Below are 22,380 nucleotides of genomic sequence, written 5' to 3' on the forward strand. Positions count from 1 at the left end.
CATGGCAGGTCCGTTGATACTGGCGATTGATGAAGGCACCACCAACGCCAAAGCGATCGCCGTGGATCGCCATGGCACGGTGGTGGCGCGCGGTAGCCAGCCGTTGACCCTGAACCATCCACAGCCGGGACTGGCGGAGCAGGACCCCATCGCCATCTGGCAGGCGGTGCAACAGGCGGTCAGCGACTGTCTGGCGCAATGCCAGGGGGAGCCGGTGGCGGCGGTGGCGATCAGCAACCAGCGCGAATCGGTACTGATCTGGCAGCGGCGCGACGGACAGCCGTTAACGCCGCTGGTCAGCTGGCAGGATCGCCGTTCGGAAGCGTTCTGTCGTGATTTACGTCAGGCGGGGAAAGCGCCGCGTATCACCGGTCTGACCGGGTTGGCGGTCGATCCGATGTTTCCTGCCGCCAAACTGACCGGCATGCTGGCGGCGGTACCGCAAGGGCTGGAACGCGCCCGCGCGGGCGAATTATGTATTGGCACGGTCGATAGCTGGCTTAGCTGGCAACTGACCGGCGGCGAATGTTTCGTCACCGATCACGCCAATGCCGCGCGTACCCAATTGTATAGTCTGCACCGTGGTGACTGGGATGACGAGTTGTTGGCGCTGTTTCATATTCCGCGTGCCGCATTGCCAGCAATTGTACCGTCGGCCAGCGCGCAGGGCGTGGTGGCGATCGCTGATATTCCCGGTCTGGCTCCGGGTACGCCGTTGCTGGCGCGCATCGGTGATTCCCACGCTGCGCTTCAGGCACAACGCAGCGGCAGCGAAGAAGTGGTGAAAGCCACCTATGGCACCGGCTCCTCGTTGATGATGTCGATGGCGACGCCGTTACTGACCGAAAACGGCCTCAGCACTACCGTAGCCTGGCATGACGGCACCTTACGTTTTGCGTTTGAAGGCAACATCACCCATACCGGTTCTGGTGCGGCCTGGCTGGGGCGGATGATCGGCATCAATGATCCACGTGAGTTGACCCGGCTGGCGCAAAGTACCGACAGCAATCAGGGCATTTACTTTGTACCGGCGCTGTCGGGACTGGGTGCGCCCTGGTGGGATCTGCAAGCGCGTGGCATGCTGTGCGGCTTAACCGATGCGGCTACGCCGGCGGTGCTGGCACGCGTGGCGCTCGAATCCATCACCTGCCAGATTGCCGATGTGTTTTTCGCCATGGAACAGGCGAGTGGCGTGCAGCTACCGGCGTTGTGCGTCGACGGCAGTGCCACGGAAAACAGCTGGCTGATGCAGTTGCAGGCCGATGTCTTACAGCGTCCGCTCCGACGAGCTCCAACGCCGGAAGTCTCGGCGCTGGGGGCTGCGCTGCTGGCCGGACGCTCGCTGGGTTGGTGGCAGCAGGGCAGTGACATGGCGGCGTTACAGGGAGGCAGCGTGGTCTATCCGCGTGAGGAGCTGGCGCAAAGCATGCACGACCATTATCAGGGATGGCTGGACGCCGTGGCACGCTGTCGTTACCAGCCTTGCTAATGTCGATCCGTAGCGGCGCGATTTATCGCGCGGGTTTTACTGGCAGTGCGTATAAAATTGCGCGATAAATCGCGCCGCTACGGAATATGCCTCAGTATATTTCATCGCACATGTTGTTACTGAAAGCGATTCGCCTTGTCGCGAGCCAGACGTTCCAGGGCAAAGATCACCTGCTGTAGCTGGCGTTCCTGTACCGGTTCGATGGCGGTAAAGCGGAAACTTAATCGCGGCGTTACGCGGGTTTCATTCTTGTTGGTGATGGTGCTGCGTTCACCGATATGCAGCAACTGGGCGGTGACCTCAAACTGGCCATATTCGCCGAGTTCCACGCGCAGTTTCTTAAAGGTATCACCACGATTCAGACCCTCCGGCAGCTTTTCATCCACCAGCACCCCAATACCGCCCAGTGACAGATCCTGCAAGCGAAAGCGTGCTTTATTGCCGTCCGGCCACTCACTGTGGCACCAGAATACCGGCTCCATCGGAGCATTCACGCGGAAAAACTCACGGCGTTGAATCTGCCACACCAGCTCGGGCAGGGAGGCGGCAAAGGCTGGCAGTCCCTCATGGTCTACCTGCTGCAAACCGCCAAGACTGAATTCGACTTTGGCTCCCTGGGTTTCGGCGGCGATGTTGACTTCACCACTGCGCAACGCCAGCGCATTATCCTCACTGTTGCTACCCAGATCGAAAATCACCTGATCTTCATCCGCCGCCAGCATGCGACTGATAAACTGCCCGCGCGAGAAGTTCACCATTAGCGGGGTCTGAAAACGTAACAGATCCTTCATTACATTCAGAACGGCCAATGTACCTCGTTTAATATATTGTTCTTTATCGGCTTCTTTCACGTCCTGCTCCACTTTCCGATCGTTACTATCACGCGTGCGCGGCTTTCCGTCAGTTATCGGTAAATGATAAAAAAGCTTTAGCCTGCTAACTATTATTTCCCGTTGCGTTTGTGCAGCAGGTCAAAAAATTCCGTCTATACTTAGCGCTGTGAACACCTTGATTAATAAAGTAAGGAGCAACAAATGGGTATTCTTTCATGGATTATTTTTGGTCTGATTGCCGGGATTGTCGCTAAATGGATTATGCCGGGTAAAGACGGTGGCGGATTCATTATGACCGTGGTTCTCGGCATAGTGGGTGCGGTAGTCGGTGGCTGGATCAGTACCCTGTTTGGCTTTGGTAAGGTGGACGGATTCAACTTCGGCAGCTTCGTGGTGGCGGTGATTGGTGCCATTGTGGTGCTGTGGATTTATCGTAAAGTACGCAGTTAACCCATCCGATTTCCCTGAAACCCGTCATCTGGCAGCAGATGACGGGTTTTTTATTTCCCGCGTTCGCTGGCGTCTTTGGCAGCGAAATTGGCGTGTTTTGCGAGTCAGCGATGTACGGTCAACGCTATACTGGGAACATGAAACGTAACCAAACTTTTGCACTGGATATCGGGTGGCAACCGCTGCTCAGGGATCTGGGGATTTCAGTCAGCCATGTGCTACGTCGTGCCGGACTGCCGGAAGATCGGTTTTCCCATCAGGCGCGCGGTCTGACGTCCGATGAATATTTTCGCTTCTGGCGCGCGCTGGCAGCGGAAGCCGGTGACGAGCTGTTTCCGCTCCGTATCGTGGCAGCGGTCTCCGCTGAATCTTTTAATCCGCCACTGTTTGCGGCCCTGTGCAGCGCCAACCTGATGCAGGCGATACAGCGTCTCGCAAAGTACAAGCAACTGGTGGCCCCGATGAGTCTGGTAGTGGAGGTCGGCCAGCAGGGCGAGCTAACGGTTGCGCCACGTTGGCTGGAGCTGGCCGATGATGTCCCGGTTTCATTACAAGTGGCGGAAATTGCCTTTTTCCTGCGATTAGTCCGGCTGGCGACCCGTGAGCCCGTGCGGGCGTTGCGCGTGACGCTGCCATCAGGCAATCACAGCCCCGGTTTCGCACGCTTCTTTGGCACTGCGGTGCAGCAGGGCACACATCCGGCGATCACCTTTGCCGCAGAAGACGCGTTACGTCCTTTTCTGACCGTCAATGAAGGCATGTGGCGGGTATTCGAGCCTGATTTGCGTCGCCGCTTGAGTGAACTCGATATGACGGCCAGCACCACCGAACGGGTGCGCGCGGTGCTGCTGGAACTGTTACCTGGCAATGCGGCGACCATGGATCATGTCGCGGCGCGTTTATGTATGAGTGTGCGAACCTTGCAGCGTCGGCTTGAAGAGGAAGGTGAGAGTTTTCGCGCGCTGGTCAACACGACCCGCGAAAGCCTGGCTCGTCACTATCTGGGCCACACCACGCTGTCCAGTGAGGAGATCGCTTTTTTGCTTGGCTTTGAAGATCCCAACTCTTTTTATCGTGCATTCCACGGCTGGACCGGGCAGACGCCGGATAGTGTGCGTCGTATCCGGCAGGCATGACACCTGCCGACGCATCACTTCTCGCGATAATCCATTTTACTGACCACGCCAGCGTCATTAAATTCTAACAACAGCAGCTGGTCTCTGTCCCTGATTATCGGGATAAAGAAATAGAGGCGACGATCCACTATCTTTGAGGCGTAAATCCAGGTGCTGGCGCTTTTAAACGCTTTCGGCGTAGCCGGTGTGCCGAGTAATAACAGCACATCTTTTTTGGTGGATTTGCCCGTGACGATACGCTCACGGATGACCTTCTCTGAGTAATTATTTAAATCAGAGGAATGTGTTCTGTCCACATTCGCCATACAGCCGCTCAACGCCATTGCAGTAAACGCCAGCAAGAGGAAATGTGTGATTTTCACTGCACATCGTCCTCGTAATAAATACCCATATCCGCGTCGTATTTAATTTCTTTGGCATAAATGACGCAATACCCGGACTTATCGCCGTAGCTGTAATGGATCTCATATAACGCATTTTTCTTCGGAGTGATGCGGAGATTAACGCTGCAACCCCCGTATAAAGAGTGATGAATGGTTGTCAGACGATCGGGGAGCAACGTCGTTTCGAAAAAGGTGTCGCTATAATCTTTATTTTTCAGTTTGGGAAACCCTAAATCCCGGGTATTTCCCATCAGGATATTAACGTATGCGCTATGTTCCTGAACCCATCCGCCGGTTTCCTTACCTTCACTGTCTTTTTGATACAAGGCATAGCTCATTGGCGCACCCATCAAACGAATTTTAGCGACATCTGGGGTGTTCACCGGAGGAACATACAGCGCAGGTTTAGGGAAATACGTGCTACAACCAGCGAATAATAAACTCACAGATAACGCAACCGCTTTACCCATGCCATTCCTGAACATTAAATGATTCATTATTTTAATTTCCTTGCGGTATTTGTTTTTACGTTGTTCATTGCGGGCAGAGCAACGTTAACTTCTCTTCCGTTCATCTATCGTTTTCCTTCCTTGTCCAGAAAATAATATCGGCAGCATTCCCTTGTTCTTCAGGGCGAAATGAATAGGTGGCAGTCCATTCAATAACCTGAACGTTGCGCTGTGACTTTATCAGGGCTGGGTGATTGGCACCTTTTGCCAGCAAGATGGCGCTTTTCGCCAGAGAAATTCCTTCATCCGTTATCTACACTCTCTCGCTAATAAAGCGGCTTAATCCTGGCTGCTAAGCTCCTGAATTTTCGGTTAAGGAAATCGATTATGACCACCAAAGTTGCTCTGGTTACAGGCGCTTCTTCCGGTATCGGTGAAGCGACCGTACAGCGTCTCAAAGCCCTGGGTTTTACTGTTTACGCGGCCGCGCGGCGTATCGAACGGATGCAACATCTGATCGATAGCGGCGTGCATGTGCTGGCGATGGATGTGACCAATGATGATGCTATGCAGGCGGGCATTACCGACATTATCGCCAGATCGGGTCGTATTGACGTGTTGGTAAATAATGCCGGTTATGGCTCTTACGGCGCAGTGGAAGACGTGTCTCTGGATGAAGCGCGGGCGCAGTTTGAGGTCAATGTGTTTGGCGCTGCGCGCTTGTGCCAACTGGTACTGCCTTACATGCGGGCGCAGCATTCGGGCACGATTGTGAATATCACCTCAATGGGCGGTAAGCTGCACACGCCACTTGGGGCCTGGTATCATGGCACCAAGTTTGCGCTGGAGGCGATCAGCGACTGTCTGCGCATGGAAGTCCAACCTTTTGGCATTGATGTGGTGGTGATTGAGCCGGGCGGTATTCGCACCGAGTGGGGCGGCATTGCTGCTGATAAGCTGCGCGAGGTTTCTGGTAACGGGGCTTATGCCGGGCAGGCGAAGCAGATGGCCGAATCATTGGCGGGTGAAGCCGGGCGCAAACGTCTGTCGCCGCCCGAACTGATCGCCAACACCATTGCCAGAGCGGTGGCGGCGCGCCATCCTAAAACCCGCTATGCCAGTGGATTCGGTGCCAGGCCGCTGATCTTCCTGCGTCGCTGGTTACCTGACCGCGCGTTTGACCGCTTGCTGCGGTTGGCAACCGGAGTATTGCGCTAATTCAGACCGCACCTGCGGATGTCAGCAGATGCGGTCTGGGCATCAGAAATCGTAGCCGATGGTCGCAGTCACGGTGCGTTCCGCGCCACGGTAGCAATAGCCGGTGCCATAGCAGGCCGCGAGGTATTTGCGATCCGTCAGGTTATTACCGCTCACCTGCAACCATGCCCCTTTCAGGCTGCTATTCCATGTGGCCAAATCGGCACGCACGGAGGCATCAAACAAGGTCACCGAAGGCAAACGCGTTGTGTTCTCGTTATCTGCCCACTGCTTGCCAATGTAACGCACGCCCGCTCCGGCGCTCAGACCATAGTCGAACTGATAATGCCCCCAGAACGATGCCATGCTGTTGGGGGTGACATACGGCGTATGGCCGTCGTTGCCATCGACAGAATCTTTAAAGCGCAGATGGTTCAGCGTATACCCGGCGATGGTGCTGAACCGCGGGGTGATTTGGTTACGTGCCTCCAGCTCGATCCCCTGTGAATGGACCTTGCCCGATGGCGTGTAGGTGCCGGAAATCACATCACGGTTGGCGACATCGTTCTGCGTCAGGTCGTACACCGCCATCGTGTACATATCGCGTGTGCCCACCGGCTGATATTTCACCCCGGCCTCGTATTGCTCTGAGGTCGTGGGTTTCAGCTGGTTGCCATCGGGATCGGTCAACGAGGCTGGGGTAATTGCCTGGCTCCAACTGACATAGGGCGAGAAGCCATTATCGAAGGCGTACAGCAGGGCGGCACGGCCACTGACGTGATCATCCTGGCGACGGCTGGTGCCATTCTCGGAGACGATGCGGTCGTAGCGGCCAGACAGATCAAGGTGCCAGCGGTCCAGTTGCAGCTCATCCTGTAAATACAAACCGGTCTGGTAGTAACGGCGCGTCTCTGCCGCCCAGTCGACGTCCGGCATGCTGCCGACTGTCGCGCCGGTCCACGGATTGAGGGAGCTGGCGTAGTCGCTGGCACTGAGAATATCGTTCTTATAACGATGATATTCGGCCCCCAGGGTGACGCGGTGTTGTACCGCACCGGTGGTGAAATCGGCCTGCAACTGGTTATCGGTCGCCCATGCGGACAGAGAGGAGCGTTCGCCTGAATAATAGCGCGTCAGCAGATCAGGGTTGGTCGCATCCCAGCCAATCTGGTAGACCTGATCAAGATCGACATTCGAGTGGCTATAGCTGCCGGTGGAGTGCACCGACCACACGTCATTGAAACGATGGGAAAAGTCATAGCTGTAGATCTGCTCATGACGCTTGAACTGGTCAAGCGCGCTATCGCCTTCATAGAAACTGTCGCTCAGCTTGCGGCCATTGTGGCTGTACAGCGTGCCTTCGGCGGGCACCGAACCGTGATAGCCGCCAGAGGGATCTTTTTGCAGATAGGCGCGCAGGATCAGGCTGGTATCGTCATTGGGTTGCCACATCAACTGTGGCGAAATGGCGTACTTCTCTTCACGGGTATGATCGTATTGGGTGTCGCTGTTGCGGGTAATGCCGGTGAGGCGAAATGCCCACTGGTCGTTAATCGCGTTGGTGTAATCAAAGGCGGCGCTGTTGGTGGCGTTGGTCCCGGTTGACAGGCGGAAATGCCCCTCTTCGGCGAATTGCGGCCGTTTGCTTACCATATTCACCAGGCCACCGGGCACCGTCTGACCATACAACGCAGACGACGGGCCTTTGATGATATCAATACGATCAAGGAACCACGGGTCCACTTGCAGGATATTAAAGCTGCCGCCATCGCTCATTACGCGCAGGCCATCAAGGAAGGTGTTATCCACGTCACCGCCGTGGAAACCGCGCAGCGAGATGGTGTCGTAGCGGGTGGCTGCGCCGCCAAAGTTGGTAAACACCCCCGGCGTGTAATTTAACGCCTGGTTGAGATCGGTCGCGCCCTGATCTTCCATCTGCTGACGCGTCACCACCGAAATTGACTGGGGCGTGGTGATCAGCGGTTGGTCGGTTTTACTTGCGCCGCTACTGCGGGTCGCCAGATAGCCTTGCGTGGGGGAGGTGGCACTCTCTTGCGGTTGTGCGGTCACCACCAGCGTATCTTCAGCAATACTGATGCCGGGTAACGCCAGCGCCAGTGCGCACAGCACGCGGCAACGATTAAGGGTAAACAGGCAGGTCATCTTAGTTCCTTCGACGGAAAAGGGCAGCAGGTTGCCCAATTTTTGATAATAGAAATAGGTATAAGAGTGAGAATTATTATCTTTTCGACAAGAACGTTTCAAGATGTAAATAAATGACCAGCGGGTTATGAGGAAAATAAACGGCCGGATCGGATGACCCGGCCAGGAGAGAGGAATCAGGGTTGTGCTGCGGTCAGCGTTGGCATGTTCGGGATATCGTGCGCGCTGGCGCAGGTTTTCTCTTTCGGACAATATTTGTCGAGCAGCATCAGGGTCACGCCATTGGTCCAGCCGAAACCATCCTGCAACGGATATTCACCGCCGCCGCCACCGCCCAGTTTCGCGCCTTCCACCACGTATTTTTCAACCAGCTTGTGCTCCTTGTCGTAGGTCATCTGCACGTTTTGCAGGAAGCGCTGACCAATCTGCTGCGCCAACTGCGGCTGCTTGTAATGTTCCAGTCCGGTCACTGCGACCCACTGCAACGGTGCCCAGCCGTTGGGAGCATCCCACTGCTGGCCGTTATTAACGGTAGTGGTAACCAGACCGCCGGGTTTCAGCAGCTGTTTCTCCACCGCCGCCGCGGTACGCTCTGCCTGCTTATCGCTGGCGAGTTGCATGTATAGCGGGAACAAGGCTGCGGCCGTCAGCTGTGGCTGCACCTGCTTTTTCTGCCAGTTATAGTCGGCGTACCAGCCCTGCTGCGCATTCCACAGATAACGATTAATCGCCGCCTGGCGGGTTTCTGCTTTGGCAGCCCATTGCTGTGCCTGTTGGTCGTGATGGGCCAGCTTCTCGGCTTTGGCTAAGGTTTGCTCCAGATGGAACAGCAGGCTGTTCAGATCGACTGGGGCCAGCTGCGTGGTGCGGATGGTAGCCAGATTGTGCGCATCGCTAAACCAGCGAGAGCTGAAGTCCCAGCCAGAGGCCGCCCCGGCACGTAAATCGCGGTACACCTGCGCCTTGTCGCGTTGCGTCGCTTTCTTCGCGGTATTCACATCATCCAGCCAGGATTCGGTCCGTGGCACATCACGCTCGTCCCAGTAACGGTTGAGCAGCGTGCCGTCGCTCAGTTTAATCACCCGCTTGCTGGCCTGGCCGGCCGGGACTTTGTCACTGTCTGCCATCCAGTAGTCATACTCCTTCTGCAACTGCGGCAAATAGTGGGTGTAGACGCTGTCACCGTCGTGGGTCGCCAGCAAATCGATCATCAGGCTAAAAAACGGCGGCTGTGAGCGGCTCAGGTAGTAGCTGCGGTTGCCGTTGGGGATATGACCGTAACGATCAAGTTCCGAGGCGAAGTTATCCACCATATCCTGCACCCGATCCCAGTGGCCGCTCTCTGCCAGGCCGAGCATGGTGAAGTAGCTGTCCCAGTAATACACCTCGCGGAAACGGCCACCGGGCACCACATAGGGTTTCGGTAGCGGCAGCAGAGAGTCGTACTGGCTGGTCTGCGGGGTGGAGCGTGTCAGCACCGGCCACAGGCCATCAATATGCGCGCGCAGGCTCTGGCCCGCCGGTGGCACGTATTTATCCTGCTGTTTAGGCAGGGTGAAGTTGGCATCAACGAAATGTTTCAGGTCGAAGTTGCGCTGGCTTTTTTGCATCTGCCAGTCGGCAAGAATCGACGCAGGGTTATAGTTGGGCACCGCATCGGCGAAGGTTTTCTGGTCCGGATAAAATTTGGCTTGCTGTACGGCGTTAAATAGCGGTCCGAGACGGACATCCGGCGGCTGTGGCGGGTTGTTGAGCATGCGGCCGTTATCCTCGGCATGGGCCACGGCACTCCCCATCAGCAGGGCGGTGCTAAGCAACAGGCGCAGATGTCCTGGTGTAAATACGACATTTTTTATCATCGGTTTTTCTCCTTGTCCGAAAAGGTGGTGCGCTAACGCATTGACCACTCAAACAACTTTAGTCGCAATCGACCGGCCTGGCTGTTTATGGCACAGGAAATGTGAAGCACCCGGAATTAATCACGGAAGAAATTGCATTCTCGCTAAGGTTTTTACTTGCCCTGCGGCGCTATTTCCCTGAGGCTGAAAGAAAAAAAGGAGAGCAGTATGGAGATTATCTGGTATCACCCGTCGATGGACCCCGAGAGCTGGCTCAGTGGGTTACGTCAGCGCTTGCCGCAGGCGCAGGTACGTCGCTGGCAGCCTGGCGACCATGCACCGGCGGATTATGCGGTGGTCCGTTCACCACCGGTAGAAATGCTGCGTGGACGGGCGTTAAAAGCGGTGTTCGCGATGGGTGCAGGTGTGGACGAGATTTTGCAGCAGCTGCGCCAGCACCCGGAAATGCTGGCGGCAGAGGTACCGCTGTTCCGGCTGGAAGATACCGGTATGGCACGCCAGATGCAGGAGTACGCCACCTGGTGCGTACTGGGCTGGTTTCGCCGTTTCGCCGATTATCAGCGCCAGCAGCAGCAGGCGCACTGGCAGCAACTCAAACCGCACGCGCGCGAAAACTTCACCGTGGGTATTCTCGGTGCCGGTGTGTTGGGCAGTAGCGTAGCGCAGAGTCTGCGCCAGTGGGGCTTCCCGGTACGTTGTTGGAGTCGCTCAGCGAAAACTATCGACGGTGTGACGACCTTTCATGGCCGTGACCAGTTACCGGCGTTTCTCGACGGCACCCAGGTCTTGATTGACCTGCTGCCAACCACCCCTGAAACCACTAACCTGATCGATCGCCAGTTGCTCGGCGGCCTGCCGCAGGGGGCGTATTTCCTCAACATCGCGCGGGGTGCTCACGTGGTGGAAGACGATTTGCTGGCGGCACTCAACAGCGGCCAACTGGCAGCGGCGGCGCTGGATGTGTTTCAGACTGAGCCGTTACCGGCTAATCATCCGCTCTGGTCTCATCCGCATGTCACAATCACGCCACATAATGCGGCCATCACCTTACCGCATGAGGCGATGGATTATATTGCCGGTGCCATACTTGAGCTGGAGCAGGGAGAGCAGCCCACCGGACGGGTGGATCGTCAGCGCGGTTATTAATTTACGTTGCGGCCTGCACATGGCAGGCGGCTTGTCAGGAGAATCCGATGTATCCCGTTGATTTACATATGCACACCGTTGCCAGTACCCATGCCTACAGCACGCTGCATGACTATGTGGCGCAGGCCAAACAAAATGGTCTGAAGTTGTTTGCGATTACCGATCATGGCCCGGATATGGCTGATGCCCCACATTACTGGCACTTCGTGAACATGCGGATCTGGCCGCGCGTGATTGATGGTGTTGGCGTGCTGCGTGGTATTGAGGCCAATATCAAAAACCAGCAGGGGGAGATCGATTGCAGTGGCCCGATGCTGGATGCGCTGGATCTGATCGTCGCTGGTTTTCATGAGCCGGTGTATGCCCCGCGCGACAAAGCCCATCATACTGAAGCGATGATCGCTACCATGGCGAGTGGCCTGGTGCATATCATCAGCCATCCGGGCAACCCGAAATTCCCGGTGGATATCCGTGCGATTGCGGAAGCGGCTGCGCATTATGATGTGGCGCTGGAGATCAACAACTCGTCCTTTACGCACTCCCGTCCGGGCAGCGAACCTAATTGTCGCGCGATTGCGGAAGCGGTGCGCGATGCGGGTGGGCGTCTGGCGTTTGGTTCTGATTCTCATACCGCCTTCACGTTGGGCAACTTCGAACATTGTCTGCGCATCACCCGTGAGGTGGATTTTCCGGAAGATCGCGTGTTAAATGTCACGCCGCGCCGCCTGCTCGATTTCCTCGAACAGCGTACCGGCAAGCATATTGCCGAACTGGCGGACTTTTAAACTTTTTGCCTCAAGGAATTCTGTTGCATGAATGAGTTTTCCATTCTCTGCCGCGTCATCGGCTCGTTATTCAATCGTCAGCCGCAGGACCCGCTGCTGGTGCCACTGTTCACCCTGCTGCGTGAGGGTAAATTGCAGGCGCAGTGGCCGCTGGAGCAGGACGAGCTGCTGACCCGGTTGCAGCAGAACAGCGACCCGCAGGCGCTGGCCGCCGACTATAACGCGTTATTTGTCGGCAGCGATTGCAGTGTGCCGCCGTATGCGTCGCAGTGGCCGAATGGTGCCCCGGAAGCGGAGGTGCGCGCCTTTCTCAGCTCGCGTGGCATGCCGCTGAACGATGCGCCTGCCGATCATTTCGGCGTGCTGCTGCTGGCGGCATCCTGGCTGGAAGATCAGTCGGCGGAAGATGAGTCGGCAGCGCAAATCGCGCTGTTTGATGACTATCTGCTGCCGTGGTGTGGCACCTTCCTCGGCAAAGTCGAAGCGCATGCCAGCACGGCGTTTTACCGCACCCTGGCGATGCTAAGCCGTGAAGCTATTCAGGCGATGCGCGACGAACTGGCGGAAGAAGCAGACGACGCCGAGTAACTTACCAGCGTGCTGCGCTACTGCCGAGCGGCACGCCCGGTGTGGCGCACAGCTGGGCAGTGCCGGGCAGGTAAGACGCTGCTCGCAGCCGAGTACCTATCCCCCAGTGGGTGATCTCCAGCGCCGGTTGCACATCATCAGGATGAGGGGTGATGCCGCTTTGCGTGCCGCCAGGGGCATCACCGTGCTGCTGCAACAACAGGGCCGTGCGCGCCAGTGACAGACGCGCCTGCCACCCTGTACCCTGCAGGCAGCGTTGACGCAATCCTTCCAGCACCGCCGCCGCCAGCAGATAACCGGTGGCGTGATCCAGCGCCTGTACCGGCAAAGGTGTCGGTTTGGCACTCTTGCTCCACACCATTCCCTGATGCGCAATGCCGCACCCCATCTGCACCAGGCTGTCGAAGCCGCGTCGGTTGCGCCACGGTCCGCTCCAGCCCCAGGCATTCAGGCTGACATCCACCAGCCCCGGCGCGAGCTGCTGACGGGTGGCGGCATCCAGTCCCAGCTTCTCCAGCGCGTCGGCACGATAACCGTGGACCAGCACATCCGCCTGACTGAGCAGAGCACGGAGCTGTGCCAGCCCGGCAGCACTTTTCAGATCCAGCCGTGCACAGCGTTTGCCACTGGTGATCTCCTCTTCCAGCGTCGGCTCCTGCCAGTCAGGGGGATCGATGCGCAGTACCTCGGCACCGAGGCTGGCGAGAAAACGGGTGGCGACCGGACCGGCGATGATGCGTGTCAGATCCAGTACCCGAATGCCCCGCAACGGACGTGCGGCACTCAGCGGCCAGGTGGGGATGTTACCGGCAGCGGTGCTCTGTTGCGCGAACAGCGGCTCCTGGCTGACGGCGATCCCCTGCGGATGTTGCTGCCACTGCCCGACACTGCGCATCTGTGCCGCACAGCCTCCGGCATCGACCACGGCCTGTTCCAGCGCCGCTGCTGTCCAGTTGTGTACTTCTGCCGCCAGCGCGGCGCGATCGACATGCACGCCCAGCACCTGCTCCATCGCCCGACGATGATGGATGGCGTTGGTATGCAAGCGGACCCAGCCATCAGCGGTGGCGTAGTCACCGGCAAATGGGTCCCATAGCGCTGCGGGTGGGCGGTTAAGTGGCATAAAACTGTGCTGAAACCAGCGCGAGGCCAGGCGAACATTGACGCTCACCGGAGCCGGACGTCCCAGCAGATCGCTCAGCGCCTGGGTTGCCAGCCCAATGCTGGTGGCGGCCAGTTCGCTGACGGCATAGGCAGAATGGAACGTGTCGGGCTGGGAAAAGGCCAGGGGCGGCGGAACGTCATCCGCCCCGCGTAATCCTGACCACATTTGCTGCCAGAGTGCGGCCGCGAGGGAGTAATCCATATGAAGCCTCCGGGTCAAGCGCGCGGTTGTTAGCGACGGCGCAGGCGAGGGAAACGCGCATGCATCTGCAAATTGCGCAGGTTAATCACCGCAATCGCCGTGCCCAGTACCACCAGTGACGCGCCGAGAACTTTAAAACTGTTCATGCTATCGCCCAATACCACCACGCCCATCAGCACCGCCAGCACCGGCGTCAGCAGCGAGTAGGGCATGATCAGATTGACGTTGTACTTCTTCAACAGCGAGTACCACAGGGTATAAGCGATGATCGATGAGGCGAGGGCGCTGTAAAGAATCGCGAACCAACCGCGCCAACCGGCATGGCCCAGCGCGTAGAATTGTTGTGACTCCGTGAGCCAGGAGGCGGTTCCGACAATCGGCACTGCCAGAAACGAAATCCAGCCGGTCAGGGTCAGCGGCTTAATCGGCGGCGATTTTTTCACAATCATATTGCTCACCGCCCAACCAGTGGCACTACACAGCAGGATACACAGCACCCACCAGGCAGGAATGGTTGGGCTACCGGAAAGCACCACCACACCGCTCAGCGAAATCGCAATGCCCAGCAATTGCACCAGCCGCAGCTTCTCTTTCAACACCAACATCGCCAGCAGCATGGCAATCGGTGTGCCGAGTTGGACGACAATCGCGCCGGTTCCGGCATCGGTGTAGCGCATGCCGACAAACAGCAGCGAGAAGTGCATAAAACCAAAGGTGAAGGCCAGTACCAGCAGCCATGGCAGCTGCTCACGGGTGATGCGGCAAAAAGGGATCAGCATGATCGCTACGACCACAAAACGCATCCAGGTCAGAAACAGCGGCGGAAGCTCCAGCAATCCCCACTTTATCGCCACGTTGTTGAAGGCCCAGATGGCAACCACCAGCAGGACCAGAAAAAAATGCCGCACAGCCACAATGTCATCCTTCACGGAAATTCTGTTCTCACCGGCTAATCATGGCATGAAGCGATGGGGTTGGTGCAGCGCAGGCGAAAATATTTTCGATCGACGCTTAACCGCGAAAAATATACACATTGCAGGCAATTACTGTCAGACTGGTTTTCCGAAACGTGACCTTGCAGAGGACAGTCTTCGGAATGACACAGACCCGCGCTTTACCCCTTGCCCTGATTCAACTTGAAGTTCCGCCACCGGCAGTTGTGGCGCAAATTGGTGAACAACCCGTCTGGTTTATTGAGGCGCTGGCCCTTCAGCCCGCCGATTATGTGATTGTGCGTCCACATCTTGGTGATGAGCTGCCCGCGTTTGACCGCGTCAGTGGCGCGATCCTCAGTGGTTCCTGGGCGATGGTGACCGACCATGAAGAGTGGAGTGAGCGCACCGCCGCGTGGATTCGTGCGGCACTGGAAGCGGAACTGCCGTTACTTGGGGTCTGCTATGGACACCAACTGATGGCCTATGCGCTGGGTGGGAAAGTCGCGGATAACCCGCAGGGTTGGGAGCGGGGATTGAAAGCATTAACCCGCCACCCGCAGGCGGCACAGGACCCCTGGCTGGCGGCGCTACCCGACGATTTTCATGCCTGGCTGTCACACCGCCAGTCGGTGCTGACCCCGCCGGTGCAGGCGCGGGTGCTGGCCTCCTCCGAACAGGATGGCTGCCAGATCCTGCGTTACTCCGCTCAGGCGTTATCCGTGCAATTTCACCCCGAATTTACCCGTGACATCATGACCGCCTGTTTACCGGCAGGGGTGACAGATGAGGGGAGTGAGTTGACGGGAGAAGACTGGGCGCGTGAACTGCTGCACCGCTTCTGGCAGCAAACGCGGCCACAGCCGCGCGTGCAGGCTCAGGGCGCGTAATGTCGGGTGCAACGATACACCCAGGCGGGTGGCACGTTTTTTAGCACCCGCTGGCGTTGCCAGGTGAAATAACGGGACAGGCTGGGCTGCGTGAGCGAGGTGTACTGAAATTGGACGAACACGCCGCGCGGCCCCAGTGCATCATGCACCGCCTGTAAGATGGCTTCCCGGGTATCCGCAGGCAGCGACAGCAAAGGCAGGCCGGAAAAAATCGCATCATATTCGCCGGACAAATATTCCGCCGAACAGGCCCGTACCTGCATCCGATCATCATTCAGCGCGCGCAACGTCTTGACCAGTTCCGGGCTGATTTCAAACACATCCAGTTGGGCCTGTGGCGACATGCGTTGCAGAATCTGTCGTGTCAGCACCCCATCGCCCGCACCCAGTTCAGCAATACGCAGACTACGATCCCAGTTAACCGCATCGGTCATGGTCCGGCATAGCGCCGCGGAGGAAGGGGTGATACTGCCCATCTTGCGGGGGTTGCGAATGAACTGATGAACAAAACTTGCTTTGGCGCGCATTAACGTCAGGGCTGAAGCCAACATCTCTTTCTCCTGGTTAGTGTCCTGCCTCATATTGACCCTATTTATCGGACATGTTCCGTTTTTTACTGCATAACCGGCAAAAGTCAGAATTTTCCGGGCATAAAACGGGCGCAATAAATTGCGCCGCTACGGACCGGTGTCGCCCCGCTGATGCGTAGTGTCGCGATTTATCGCGCGATATCACAGTTTCCCACCCGCAAATCTGACAGCGTGCCATTGATCGATCAATGTTAATAACAGGTTTCGCAGTTGTTACAAACAACCTCTGTCCCGCAAGGAGAAACATCATGCGTTACGCCGCACCTGGAGAACAAGGTTCTCTGATCAAACTACAACAACGTTATGGCAACTTTATCAACGGTGAGTTTGTGGCACCGGTGAATGGTAACTACTTCGTCAACACCTCGCCGATTAATGCCTCACCAATTGGCGAGTTTCCGCGCTCCGACCGTGAGGACATCGATAACGCGGTCGCCGCCGCCCATGCCGCAGCAGATGCCTGGGGCAAAACCTCACCGCAGACGCGCTCGCTGGTTTTGTTGAAAATCGCCGATCGGCTGGAGGAAAACCTCGAATATCTGGCGGTTAATGAAACCTGGGATAACGGTAAACCGGTACGCGAGACCCTCGCCGCAGATATGCCGCTGGCGGTGGACCACTTCCGCTATTTTGCCGGTTGCGTCCGGGCACAGGAAGGAACGGCCTCGGAGATCGATGAGTTCACCGCCTCTTACCACTTCCATGAACCGCTGGGTGTGGTTGGGCAGATTATCCCGTGGAACTTCCCGTTGCTGATGGCGGCGTGGAAACTGGCTCCGGCGCTCGGGGCAGGCAACTGCGTGGTACTGAAACCGGCCGAGCAGACGCCGCTGTCGATCACCCTGTTCCTGGATTTGATCAAAGACCTGGTGCCACCGGGGGTGATCAATGTGGTGCATGGCTACGGCAAAGAAGCCGGTGAGGCTTTAGCTTCCCATCCGGGCATCGCCAAAATCGCCTTTACCGGTTCCACCGCGACCGGCGGCCACATTCTTGAGCTGGCGGCAAAAAGCCTGATCCCCTCCACGGTCGAACTGGGCGGTAAATCACCCAATATCTTCTTTGAAGATATTATGCAGGCCGAGGAGAGCTTTATTGAGAAAGCGGCGGAAGGGGTGGTGCTGGGCTTCCTCAATCAGGGTGAAGTCTGTACCTGCCCGTCACGCGCGCTGGTGCAGGAATCCATTTTTGAGCCGTTTATGGCGGCGGTGATGAAACGCATCAAAACCATCAAACGTGGCAATCCACTGGATACCGAAACCATGATCGGCGCGCAGGCGTCACAGCAGCAGTTCGACAAAATCCTCTCTTACCTGGAAATTGCCCAGCGCGAGGGGGCTGAGGTGTTGCACGGTGGTGGCATCGAGAGCGTCGGCGAGGAGTTTGCCAGCGGCTACTATATTCAGCCGACGCTGCTGAAAGGCAGCAACAGCATGCGGGTGTTCCAGGAAGAAATCTTTGGCCCGGTGGTCGGCATCCTGACCTTTAAAGATGAAGCGGAAGCCATCGCGTTGGCGAACGATTCGATTTATGGTCTCGGCGCAGGCGTCTGGACTCGCGACATCAACCGCGCTTACCGTATGGGCCGCGCGATTAAAGCCGGGCGTGTCTGGACCAACTGTTACCACCTCTATCCGGCGCATGCGGCGTTTGGCGGCTATAAAAAATCGGGTATTGGCCGCGAAACCCACAAAATGATGCTCGATCATTATCAGCAAACCAAAAATCTGCTGGTGAGCTACAGCACCCAACCGCTCGGTTTCTTCTGATCCACTTGGCAGCAGCGTGAGAGATCGCGCTGCTGCGCATTTTTGCACCACAAGCTCACTTTTTGCACTCCATTGGTGATTCTCTGCGCAATGCGCCAGGCCGCATCACTTGTGGTCTGTGGCGCGATCCCTTGTGCTTTCTGCTCTCATGATTAATTAATCAGTTATTTAAAAACTGGCATAGCGCTTGCAATTCTTCCTGCGCACCGTCTTCCTTTTTTGCTTTTTTAAATCATCAGGGTCTTCAGGCATCGCGCCTTTCTACTGGAGTTAAAAGCATGAGAATGAAAAGTCTGGTTGTTGCTGCATCGCTGTTGGTTTCTGCACTGACGCAATTTTCCTCGCAGGCCGCCGATGCGCCACTCAAAATGCATGCCGATCTGCATGCGCAGTTACCCGAAAAAATCCGCAGCAGCAAAACCCTCAATCTGGTCACCGATGCGCACTACCCACCGTGCGAATCTTTCGCGGAAGATAATAAAACCATGGTCGGGTTCGAACCGGACCTGTGGGATGCGATCGGTCAGGTACTGGGGGTCAACATCAAACCGGTATCGATCGATTTCGCCGGGCTGATCCCGGGAGTGAAAAGTGGCCGCTATGACGTGGCGATGGAGTGCATCTCCGACAGCGCCGAACGTGAAAAGCAGGTGTCATTTGTAAACTACGCCTACGCCACCAGCGAGGTGTACACGCTGGCAAGCGAGAAATCCATCACGAACGATCCGCTTACCCTGTGTGGTCTGAAAGTCGGGGTACAGACTGGCACCGACTTTGAAAAAGCCATCAGTGAGATCTACACGCCGAACTGCACCAAAAACGGCAAACCGGCGATTCAACAGGTGACACTGCCGTCGGCGGATGCGGTCCTGCTCGGCCTCTACTCTGGCCGGGTGGATTTTGTCCTGAACGATGCCGCCTCGGTGGATGACATCAAGCAAAAAGCCCCGCATCCGATTCGCACCGTGCAAATGCCGCTGATGCCGAAATATTACCTCGGCATTGTGGTGGCGAAAGAGAACACCCAACTGGCGCAGGTGCTGCTGAAGGCGCTCAACGTGCTGCACGAAACCGGCACCTACGACAAGATCATGGAGAAGTGGGATCTGGAGGCGATGAAATTGGATAAACCCGGCATCAACCTCACCAGCACACAGCCATTATGAGTGCGCGTCGCCAGTGTGATGTGCTGGTGATCGGTTCCGGTGGTGCGGCGCTCAGCGCCGCACTGCGCGCCGCAGTCGGCGGTTTGTCGGTGCTGGTGCTGGAGAAAAGCGCCTGGCTGGGTGGCACCACGGCGATGTCCGGTGGTGCTACCTGGGTACCGGCCAACCACCATGGCCGGGCTGCCGGGTTGGCCGATTCACCGCAAGAGGCACTTGATTATCTGCGTGCCAGTGCTCCCGACGGCTGGCAGGCGAGCGAAGATGCGCTCTGGCAGGCGATGGCGCAACAGGCACCGCAGATGCTGGCGTTTATTGAGCAGCACAGCGCGCTGCGTTTTACCCTGACGCCGGAGAGCGATCCGCTGTGGCCGCTGGCGGGGGCCAAACAGCAGGGGCGCATGCTGGCACCAACGCCCTTGCAACCACAACGCCCGTGGCGCTTACGTCCGACGCCCTTGCCGCGCCTGTTTTCCTATCACGAACTGTTGGCGAACGATCTCTGGCATCAACCGCTGCGGACATATCTGCGTGCTTTGCCGCGTCTGCTGCGGCGACAGTGGCGTGGCGAGCTGACCAAAGGAGCCGCGCTGGTGGCCGGTCTGCTTGATGGCTGCCACGCAGCGGGTTGCGAGTTTATCACGCAGGCGGACGTCCGGCAGTTGCTGATGCAGGGCAGCCATCAGGTCACGGGCGTGCGTTACCGGCATCAGGGTGAGGAACGGGAGGTTGCGGCACGTTGTGGCGTGGTGATCGCCAGCGGTGGTTTTGAATGGGACGCCCAACGTCGCCAGCAGCATTTTCCCGGTCCGTATGATTTTATCGCCAGCCCGCGCGACAACAGTGGTGATGGTCAGCGCATGGCCGAAGCCGTGGGCGCGCTACTGGCACATATGGATCAGGCCAATATCGGGGGCGGCATTCCCGCCGCGCCGGGGCAGCCGTGGAGCGGCTTGTCGATCTTCTTCCATTACGAACCCAACGCCATTCTGGTCGATCGCCACGGCCAGCGTTTTACCAATGAATTTGTCTTCAATCTCGGTGCTGCGCTCGACGCGCGCGATGCGCAGGGGTTGCCGCGCCATTTGCCGGTCTGGCTGATCAGCGATGCACGCCTGCTGCGTCGAGCACCGTTACTGCGCTATTACCACTGGCGGACTCCCGGCTGGCTGCGACAGGCCGCCACGCTGGCGCAACTGGAACAGCAGTTAGCACTGCCTGCCGGGTCGCTGGAAAGCAGCGTGGCGCGGTTTAACCACAGTTGTGAACGTGGCATGGATGAGGATTTCGCCCGTCATCTCAGCACGGCGCACGGTAAAGCCGACCGACGGTTGCAGGGCGGGCTGGTGGCGATCCGCCATGCCCCTTTTATCGCGATCCCGTTCAACCGCACCTTCCTGGCCACCAAAGGCGGACCACGTACCGATGCCAGCGGCAATGTTCTGCATCGCGATGGCCGGCCGCTGGCGGGTCTGTATTGCGCCGGGGCGGCGATGGCCAATCCGATTGGTAGCAACGCGGTCAGTGCCGGTACGACGCTCGGACCGAATCTGACCTGGGGCTATATCTGCGGCTCGTCACTGCTGGCACGCCATCAGGCATTCACTGAAGAGGCAAGATTATGCACAACGTAAAAACCGCGTTGATCACCGGCGGTTCACGTGGTGTCGGCCTGTGTATCGCCCACGAGCTGGCACGGCAGGGCTATGCCATCGCGCTGCTGGTGCGCAACGATGTCGACGCGGCGCAACACGCGGTGAGTCAACTGGCTGCGCAAGGAGCCAGCGCGGCGTTCTGGCGGGTCGATATCACCGATCGCCGTGCGGTGCAGTCGGTGCTCGACGCGATCGTTAACACCCTTGGGGCACCGGGTTTGCTGGTCAATAACGCCGGGGCCAGCGCGGCCGCACCGCTGCTGGAACTGAGTGATGAACAGTGGCAGCAGGTGGTGCATACCCAACTGACCGGCACCTTTGTGATGAGTGTGGAAACGGTACGCAGAATGGCGCCAGGCGGGGTGATCATCAATATCGCCGGTGCTTCTGCCCATCGCTGCTATCCCAACGCCGGAGCCTTTGGCCCGTCCAAGGCGGGCGTTGTCAATCTGACGGCGCAGATGTCGATTGAATGGGCGTCGCGTGGCATCCGGGTGTGCGGCATCAGTCCGGGACCGATTCGTGACCCGGACAGTGACTGGGCCACGCAGGAACCGTTGCTGGCACAGGAGGTTGCGCGTTTGCCGCTGCAACGTCCGGTCAGCAGTGATGAGGTGGCACGCAGCGTGGCGTTTCTCGCCACCACAACGGCTTTCACTGGCCAGATGCTGATCCTCGACAGCGGTGGCCTGAATACCTGGTATATGACCGAACAGGAGGCGAGATGAGTAAAACGCTGATGGTGGATGCACAACAGGTCACCAAATCATTTCACGGTGTAGAGATCCTCAAAGGGGTCGATCTCAGCGTCGAACAGGGCGAGGTGGTGTGCCTGATTGGTCCTTCCGGTTCCGGCAAATCCACCTTTCTCCGGTGTATCAATCATCTGGAAAAGATTGATGGCGGCGAATTGTGGGTCAATGGCGGCATGGTCGGCTACCGGTTACAGGGGGAAAAACTGTACGAACTGAAAGAGGCTGAGGTGGCGCGCAATCGCGTCAATATCGGCATGGTGTTTCAGCGCTTCAACCTGTTCGGCCATATGACGGCGCTGGAAAACGTGATGGAAGCGCCGATGACGGTCAAAAAAGTGCCGCGCGCTCAGGCGATGGCAGAAGCCACAGCGCTGCTCGATCGTGTCGGGCTGAGCCATCGTTACCATTCGCGTCCGGCGGCGCTGTCGGGGGGACAGCAGCAGCGAGTGGCAATTGCCCGTGCGATGGCGATGAAGCCATCACTGATGCTGTTTGATGAACCCACCAGCGCGCTGGATCCGGAATTGGTGGGGGAGGTGCTGGCGGTAATGCGCGATCTGGCGCGTGACGGCATGACGATGGTGATCGTCACCCATGAGATGGGTTTTGCACGCGATGTTGCCAATCGGGTGGCGTTTATGGACAACGGAGCCATTATCGAAGTGGCGGAATCTAAACACTTTTTCGCTGCACCGCGCCATCCGCGTACCCGTGATTTTCTCGCCCGCGTACAGGCGGTGAGCAGCGAGTGATTGACAGATGCGCTGGCAAACTGTAGATCT

General features: G+C 57.7%; 21 protein-coding genes. 13 read left to right on the plus strand and 8 right to left on the minus strand.

Annotated elements, in window-relative coordinates:
• The first annotated feature begins 1 nt into the window (after window position 1).
• Window positions 2–1,489, plus strand: a complete 1,488-nt coding sequence (locus tag PAT9B_RS07870) for an FGGY family carbohydrate kinase (RefSeq protein WP_013508727.1) — start codon at window positions 2–4, stop codon at window positions 1,487–1,489.
• A gap of 116 nt (window positions 1,490–1,605) precedes the next feature.
• On the opposite strand, the gene PAT9B_RS07875 is transcribed toward PAT9B_RS07870, so the two are convergent.
• A complete protein-coding gene (locus tag PAT9B_RS07875; RefSeq protein ID WP_013508728.1) occupies window positions 1,606–2,340 on the minus strand; it encodes a flagellar brake protein in 735 nt (244 codons plus the stop codon).
• Between the two features lie 183 nt (window positions 2,341–2,523).
• On the opposite strand from PAT9B_RS07875, the gene PAT9B_RS07880 reads away from it, so the two are divergent.
• Together PAT9B_RS07880 and PAT9B_RS07885 are read left to right on the plus strand one after the other, a co-directional pair.
• Entirely contained in the window at window positions 2,524–2,772 is a 249-nt protein-coding gene (locus PAT9B_RS07880) for a GlsB/YeaQ/YmgE family stress response membrane protein (RefSeq protein ID WP_013508729.1), read from the plus strand.
• A gap of 137 nt (window positions 2,773–2,909) precedes the next feature.
• A complete protein-coding gene (locus PAT9B_RS07885) occupies window positions 2,910–3,908 on the plus strand; it encodes an AraC family transcriptional regulator (protein ID WP_013508730.1) in 999 nt (332 codons plus the stop codon).
• Window positions 3,909–3,922: 14 nt separating this feature from the next.
• Here PAT9B_RS07885 and bamE read toward each other — a convergent pair whose 3' ends face one another.
• Both bamE and PAT9B_RS07895 read right to left on the minus strand, forming a co-directional pair.
• The gene (gene bamE, locus PAT9B_RS07890; protein WP_013508731.1) at window positions 3,923–4,270 is read right to left on the minus strand and encodes an outer membrane protein assembly factor BamE; all 348 of its coding nucleotides are present in this window, start codon (window positions 4,268–4,270) and stop codon (window positions 3,923–3,925) included.
• A complete protein-coding gene (locus PAT9B_RS07895) occupies window positions 4,267–4,761 on the minus strand; it encodes a hypothetical protein (RefSeq protein WP_223300465.1) in 495 nt (164 codons plus the stop codon). The genes bamE and PAT9B_RS07895 overlap by 4 nt, the downstream gene beginning before the upstream one ends.
• A 366-nt stretch (window positions 4,762–5,127) precedes the next feature.
• Between PAT9B_RS07895 and PAT9B_RS07900 the strand changes: the two genes are divergently transcribed.
• The gene (locus PAT9B_RS07900; RefSeq protein ID WP_013508733.1) at window positions 5,128–5,958 is read left to right on the plus strand and encodes an oxidoreductase; all 831 of its coding nucleotides are present in this window, start codon (window positions 5,128–5,130) and stop codon (window positions 5,956–5,958) included.
• A 42-nt stretch (window positions 5,959–6,000) separates the two neighbouring features.
• Here the strand turns inward: PAT9B_RS07900 and PAT9B_RS07905 are convergent, their stop codons facing one another.
• Window positions 6,001–8,100, minus strand: a complete 2,100-nt coding sequence (locus PAT9B_RS07905) for a TonB-dependent siderophore receptor (protein WP_013508734.1) — start codon at window positions 8,098–8,100, stop codon at window positions 6,001–6,003.
• A gap of 176 nt (window positions 8,101–8,276) precedes the next feature.
• Complete coding sequence (gene treA, locus PAT9B_RS07910; RefSeq protein WP_013508735.1) at window positions 8,277–9,959, minus strand: alpha,alpha-trehalase TreA; 1,683 nt, start codon at window positions 9,957–9,959, stop codon at window positions 8,277–8,279.
• Window positions 9,960–10,166: 207 nt separating this feature from the next.
• On the opposite strand from treA, the gene ghrA reads away from it, so the two are divergent.
• Genes ghrA through PAT9B_RS07925 form a run of 3 tightly spaced genes read left to right on the plus strand, consistent with a single transcriptional unit; the run spans window position 10,167 to window position 12,478 of the window.
• Window positions 10,167–11,105 (plus strand): glyoxylate/hydroxypyruvate reductase GhrA, encoded by a 939-nt coding sequence (ghrA, locus tag PAT9B_RS07915; RefSeq protein WP_013508736.1) that lies wholly within the window; start codon window positions 10,167–10,169, stop codon window positions 11,103–11,105.
• Window positions 11,106–11,152: 47 nt separating this feature from the next.
• Window positions 11,153–11,890: a phosphatase gene (locus PAT9B_RS07920; protein ID WP_013508737.1), complete on the plus strand. Its 738-nt coding sequence runs from the start codon at window positions 11,153–11,155 to the stop codon at window positions 11,888–11,890.
• A gap of 27 nt (window positions 11,891–11,917) precedes the next feature.
• Window positions 11,918–12,478: a molecular chaperone gene (locus PAT9B_RS07925; protein ID WP_013508738.1), complete on the plus strand. Its 561-nt coding sequence runs from the start codon at window positions 11,918–11,920 to the stop codon at window positions 12,476–12,478.
• A 1-nt stretch (window position 12,479) separates the two neighbouring features.
• Here PAT9B_RS07925 and PAT9B_RS07930 read toward each other — a convergent pair whose 3' ends face one another.
• Together PAT9B_RS07930 and PAT9B_RS07935 are read right to left on the minus strand one after the other, a co-directional pair.
• On the minus strand, window positions 12,480–13,844 hold the full coding sequence (locus tag PAT9B_RS07930) for a CoA transferase (RefSeq protein ID WP_013508739.1): 1,365 nt from the start codon (window positions 13,842–13,844) through the stop codon (window positions 12,480–12,482).
• A gap of 29 nt (window positions 13,845–13,873) precedes the next feature.
• Window positions 13,874–14,758 carry a DMT family transporter gene (locus tag PAT9B_RS07935; RefSeq protein ID WP_013508740.1) on the minus strand — a complete coding sequence of 295 codons (885 nt, stop codon included), beginning with the start codon at window positions 14,756–14,758 and terminating at the stop codon, window positions 13,874–13,876.
• A 182-nt stretch (window positions 14,759–14,940) separates the two neighbouring features.
• On the opposite strand from PAT9B_RS07935, the gene PAT9B_RS07940 reads away from it, so the two are divergent.
• On the plus strand, window positions 14,941–15,666 hold the full coding sequence (locus PAT9B_RS07940) for a glutamine amidotransferase (RefSeq protein WP_013508741.1): 726 nt from the start codon (window positions 14,941–14,943) through the stop codon (window positions 15,664–15,666).
• On the opposite strand, the gene PAT9B_RS07945 is transcribed toward PAT9B_RS07940, so the two are convergent.
• Window positions 15,654–16,217: a class I SAM-dependent methyltransferase gene (locus PAT9B_RS07945; RefSeq protein ID WP_041525764.1), complete on the minus strand. Its 564-nt coding sequence runs from the start codon at window positions 16,215–16,217 to the stop codon at window positions 15,654–15,656. The genes PAT9B_RS07940 and PAT9B_RS07945 overlap by 13 nt on opposite strands.
• Window positions 16,218–16,504: 287 nt before the next feature.
• Here PAT9B_RS07945 and PAT9B_RS07950 point away from each other — a divergent pair, with 287 nt between their 5' ends.
• The 5 genes from PAT9B_RS07950 to PAT9B_RS07970 all read left to right on the plus strand — a co-directional run bounded on the left by PAT9B_RS07950 (window position 16,505) and on the right by PAT9B_RS07970 (window position 22,350).
• A complete protein-coding gene (locus PAT9B_RS07950; RefSeq protein ID WP_013508743.1) occupies window positions 16,505–18,025 on the plus strand; it encodes an aldehyde dehydrogenase family protein in 1,521 nt (506 codons plus the stop codon).
• Between the two features lie 278 nt (window positions 18,026–18,303).
• Entirely contained in the window at window positions 18,304–19,191 is an 888-nt protein-coding gene (locus PAT9B_RS07955) for an ABC transporter substrate-binding protein (protein WP_013508744.1), read from the plus strand.
• Entirely contained in the window at window positions 19,188–20,822 is a 1,635-nt protein-coding gene (locus PAT9B_RS07960) for an FAD-dependent oxidoreductase (RefSeq protein WP_013508745.1), read from the plus strand. Before PAT9B_RS07955 ends, PAT9B_RS07960 begins: the two co-directional genes overlap by 4 nt.
• Window positions 20,810–21,571 carry an SDR family NAD(P)-dependent oxidoreductase gene (locus PAT9B_RS07965; protein WP_013508746.1) on the plus strand — a complete coding sequence of 254 codons (762 nt, stop codon included), beginning with the start codon at window positions 20,810–20,812 and terminating at the stop codon, window positions 21,569–21,571. Before PAT9B_RS07960 ends, PAT9B_RS07965 begins: the two co-directional genes overlap by 13 nt.
• Entirely contained in the window at window positions 21,568–22,350 is a 783-nt protein-coding gene (locus tag PAT9B_RS07970) for an amino acid ABC transporter ATP-binding protein (RefSeq protein ID WP_013508747.1), read from the plus strand. Before PAT9B_RS07965 ends, PAT9B_RS07970 begins: the two co-directional genes overlap by 4 nt.
• Window positions 22,351–22,380: the final 30 nt, after the last annotated feature.

The sequence above is a fragment of the Pantoea sp. At-9b genome, from assembly GCF_000175935.2.
GTDB lineage: Bacteria > Pseudomonadota > Gammaproteobacteria > Enterobacterales > Enterobacteriaceae > Pantoea.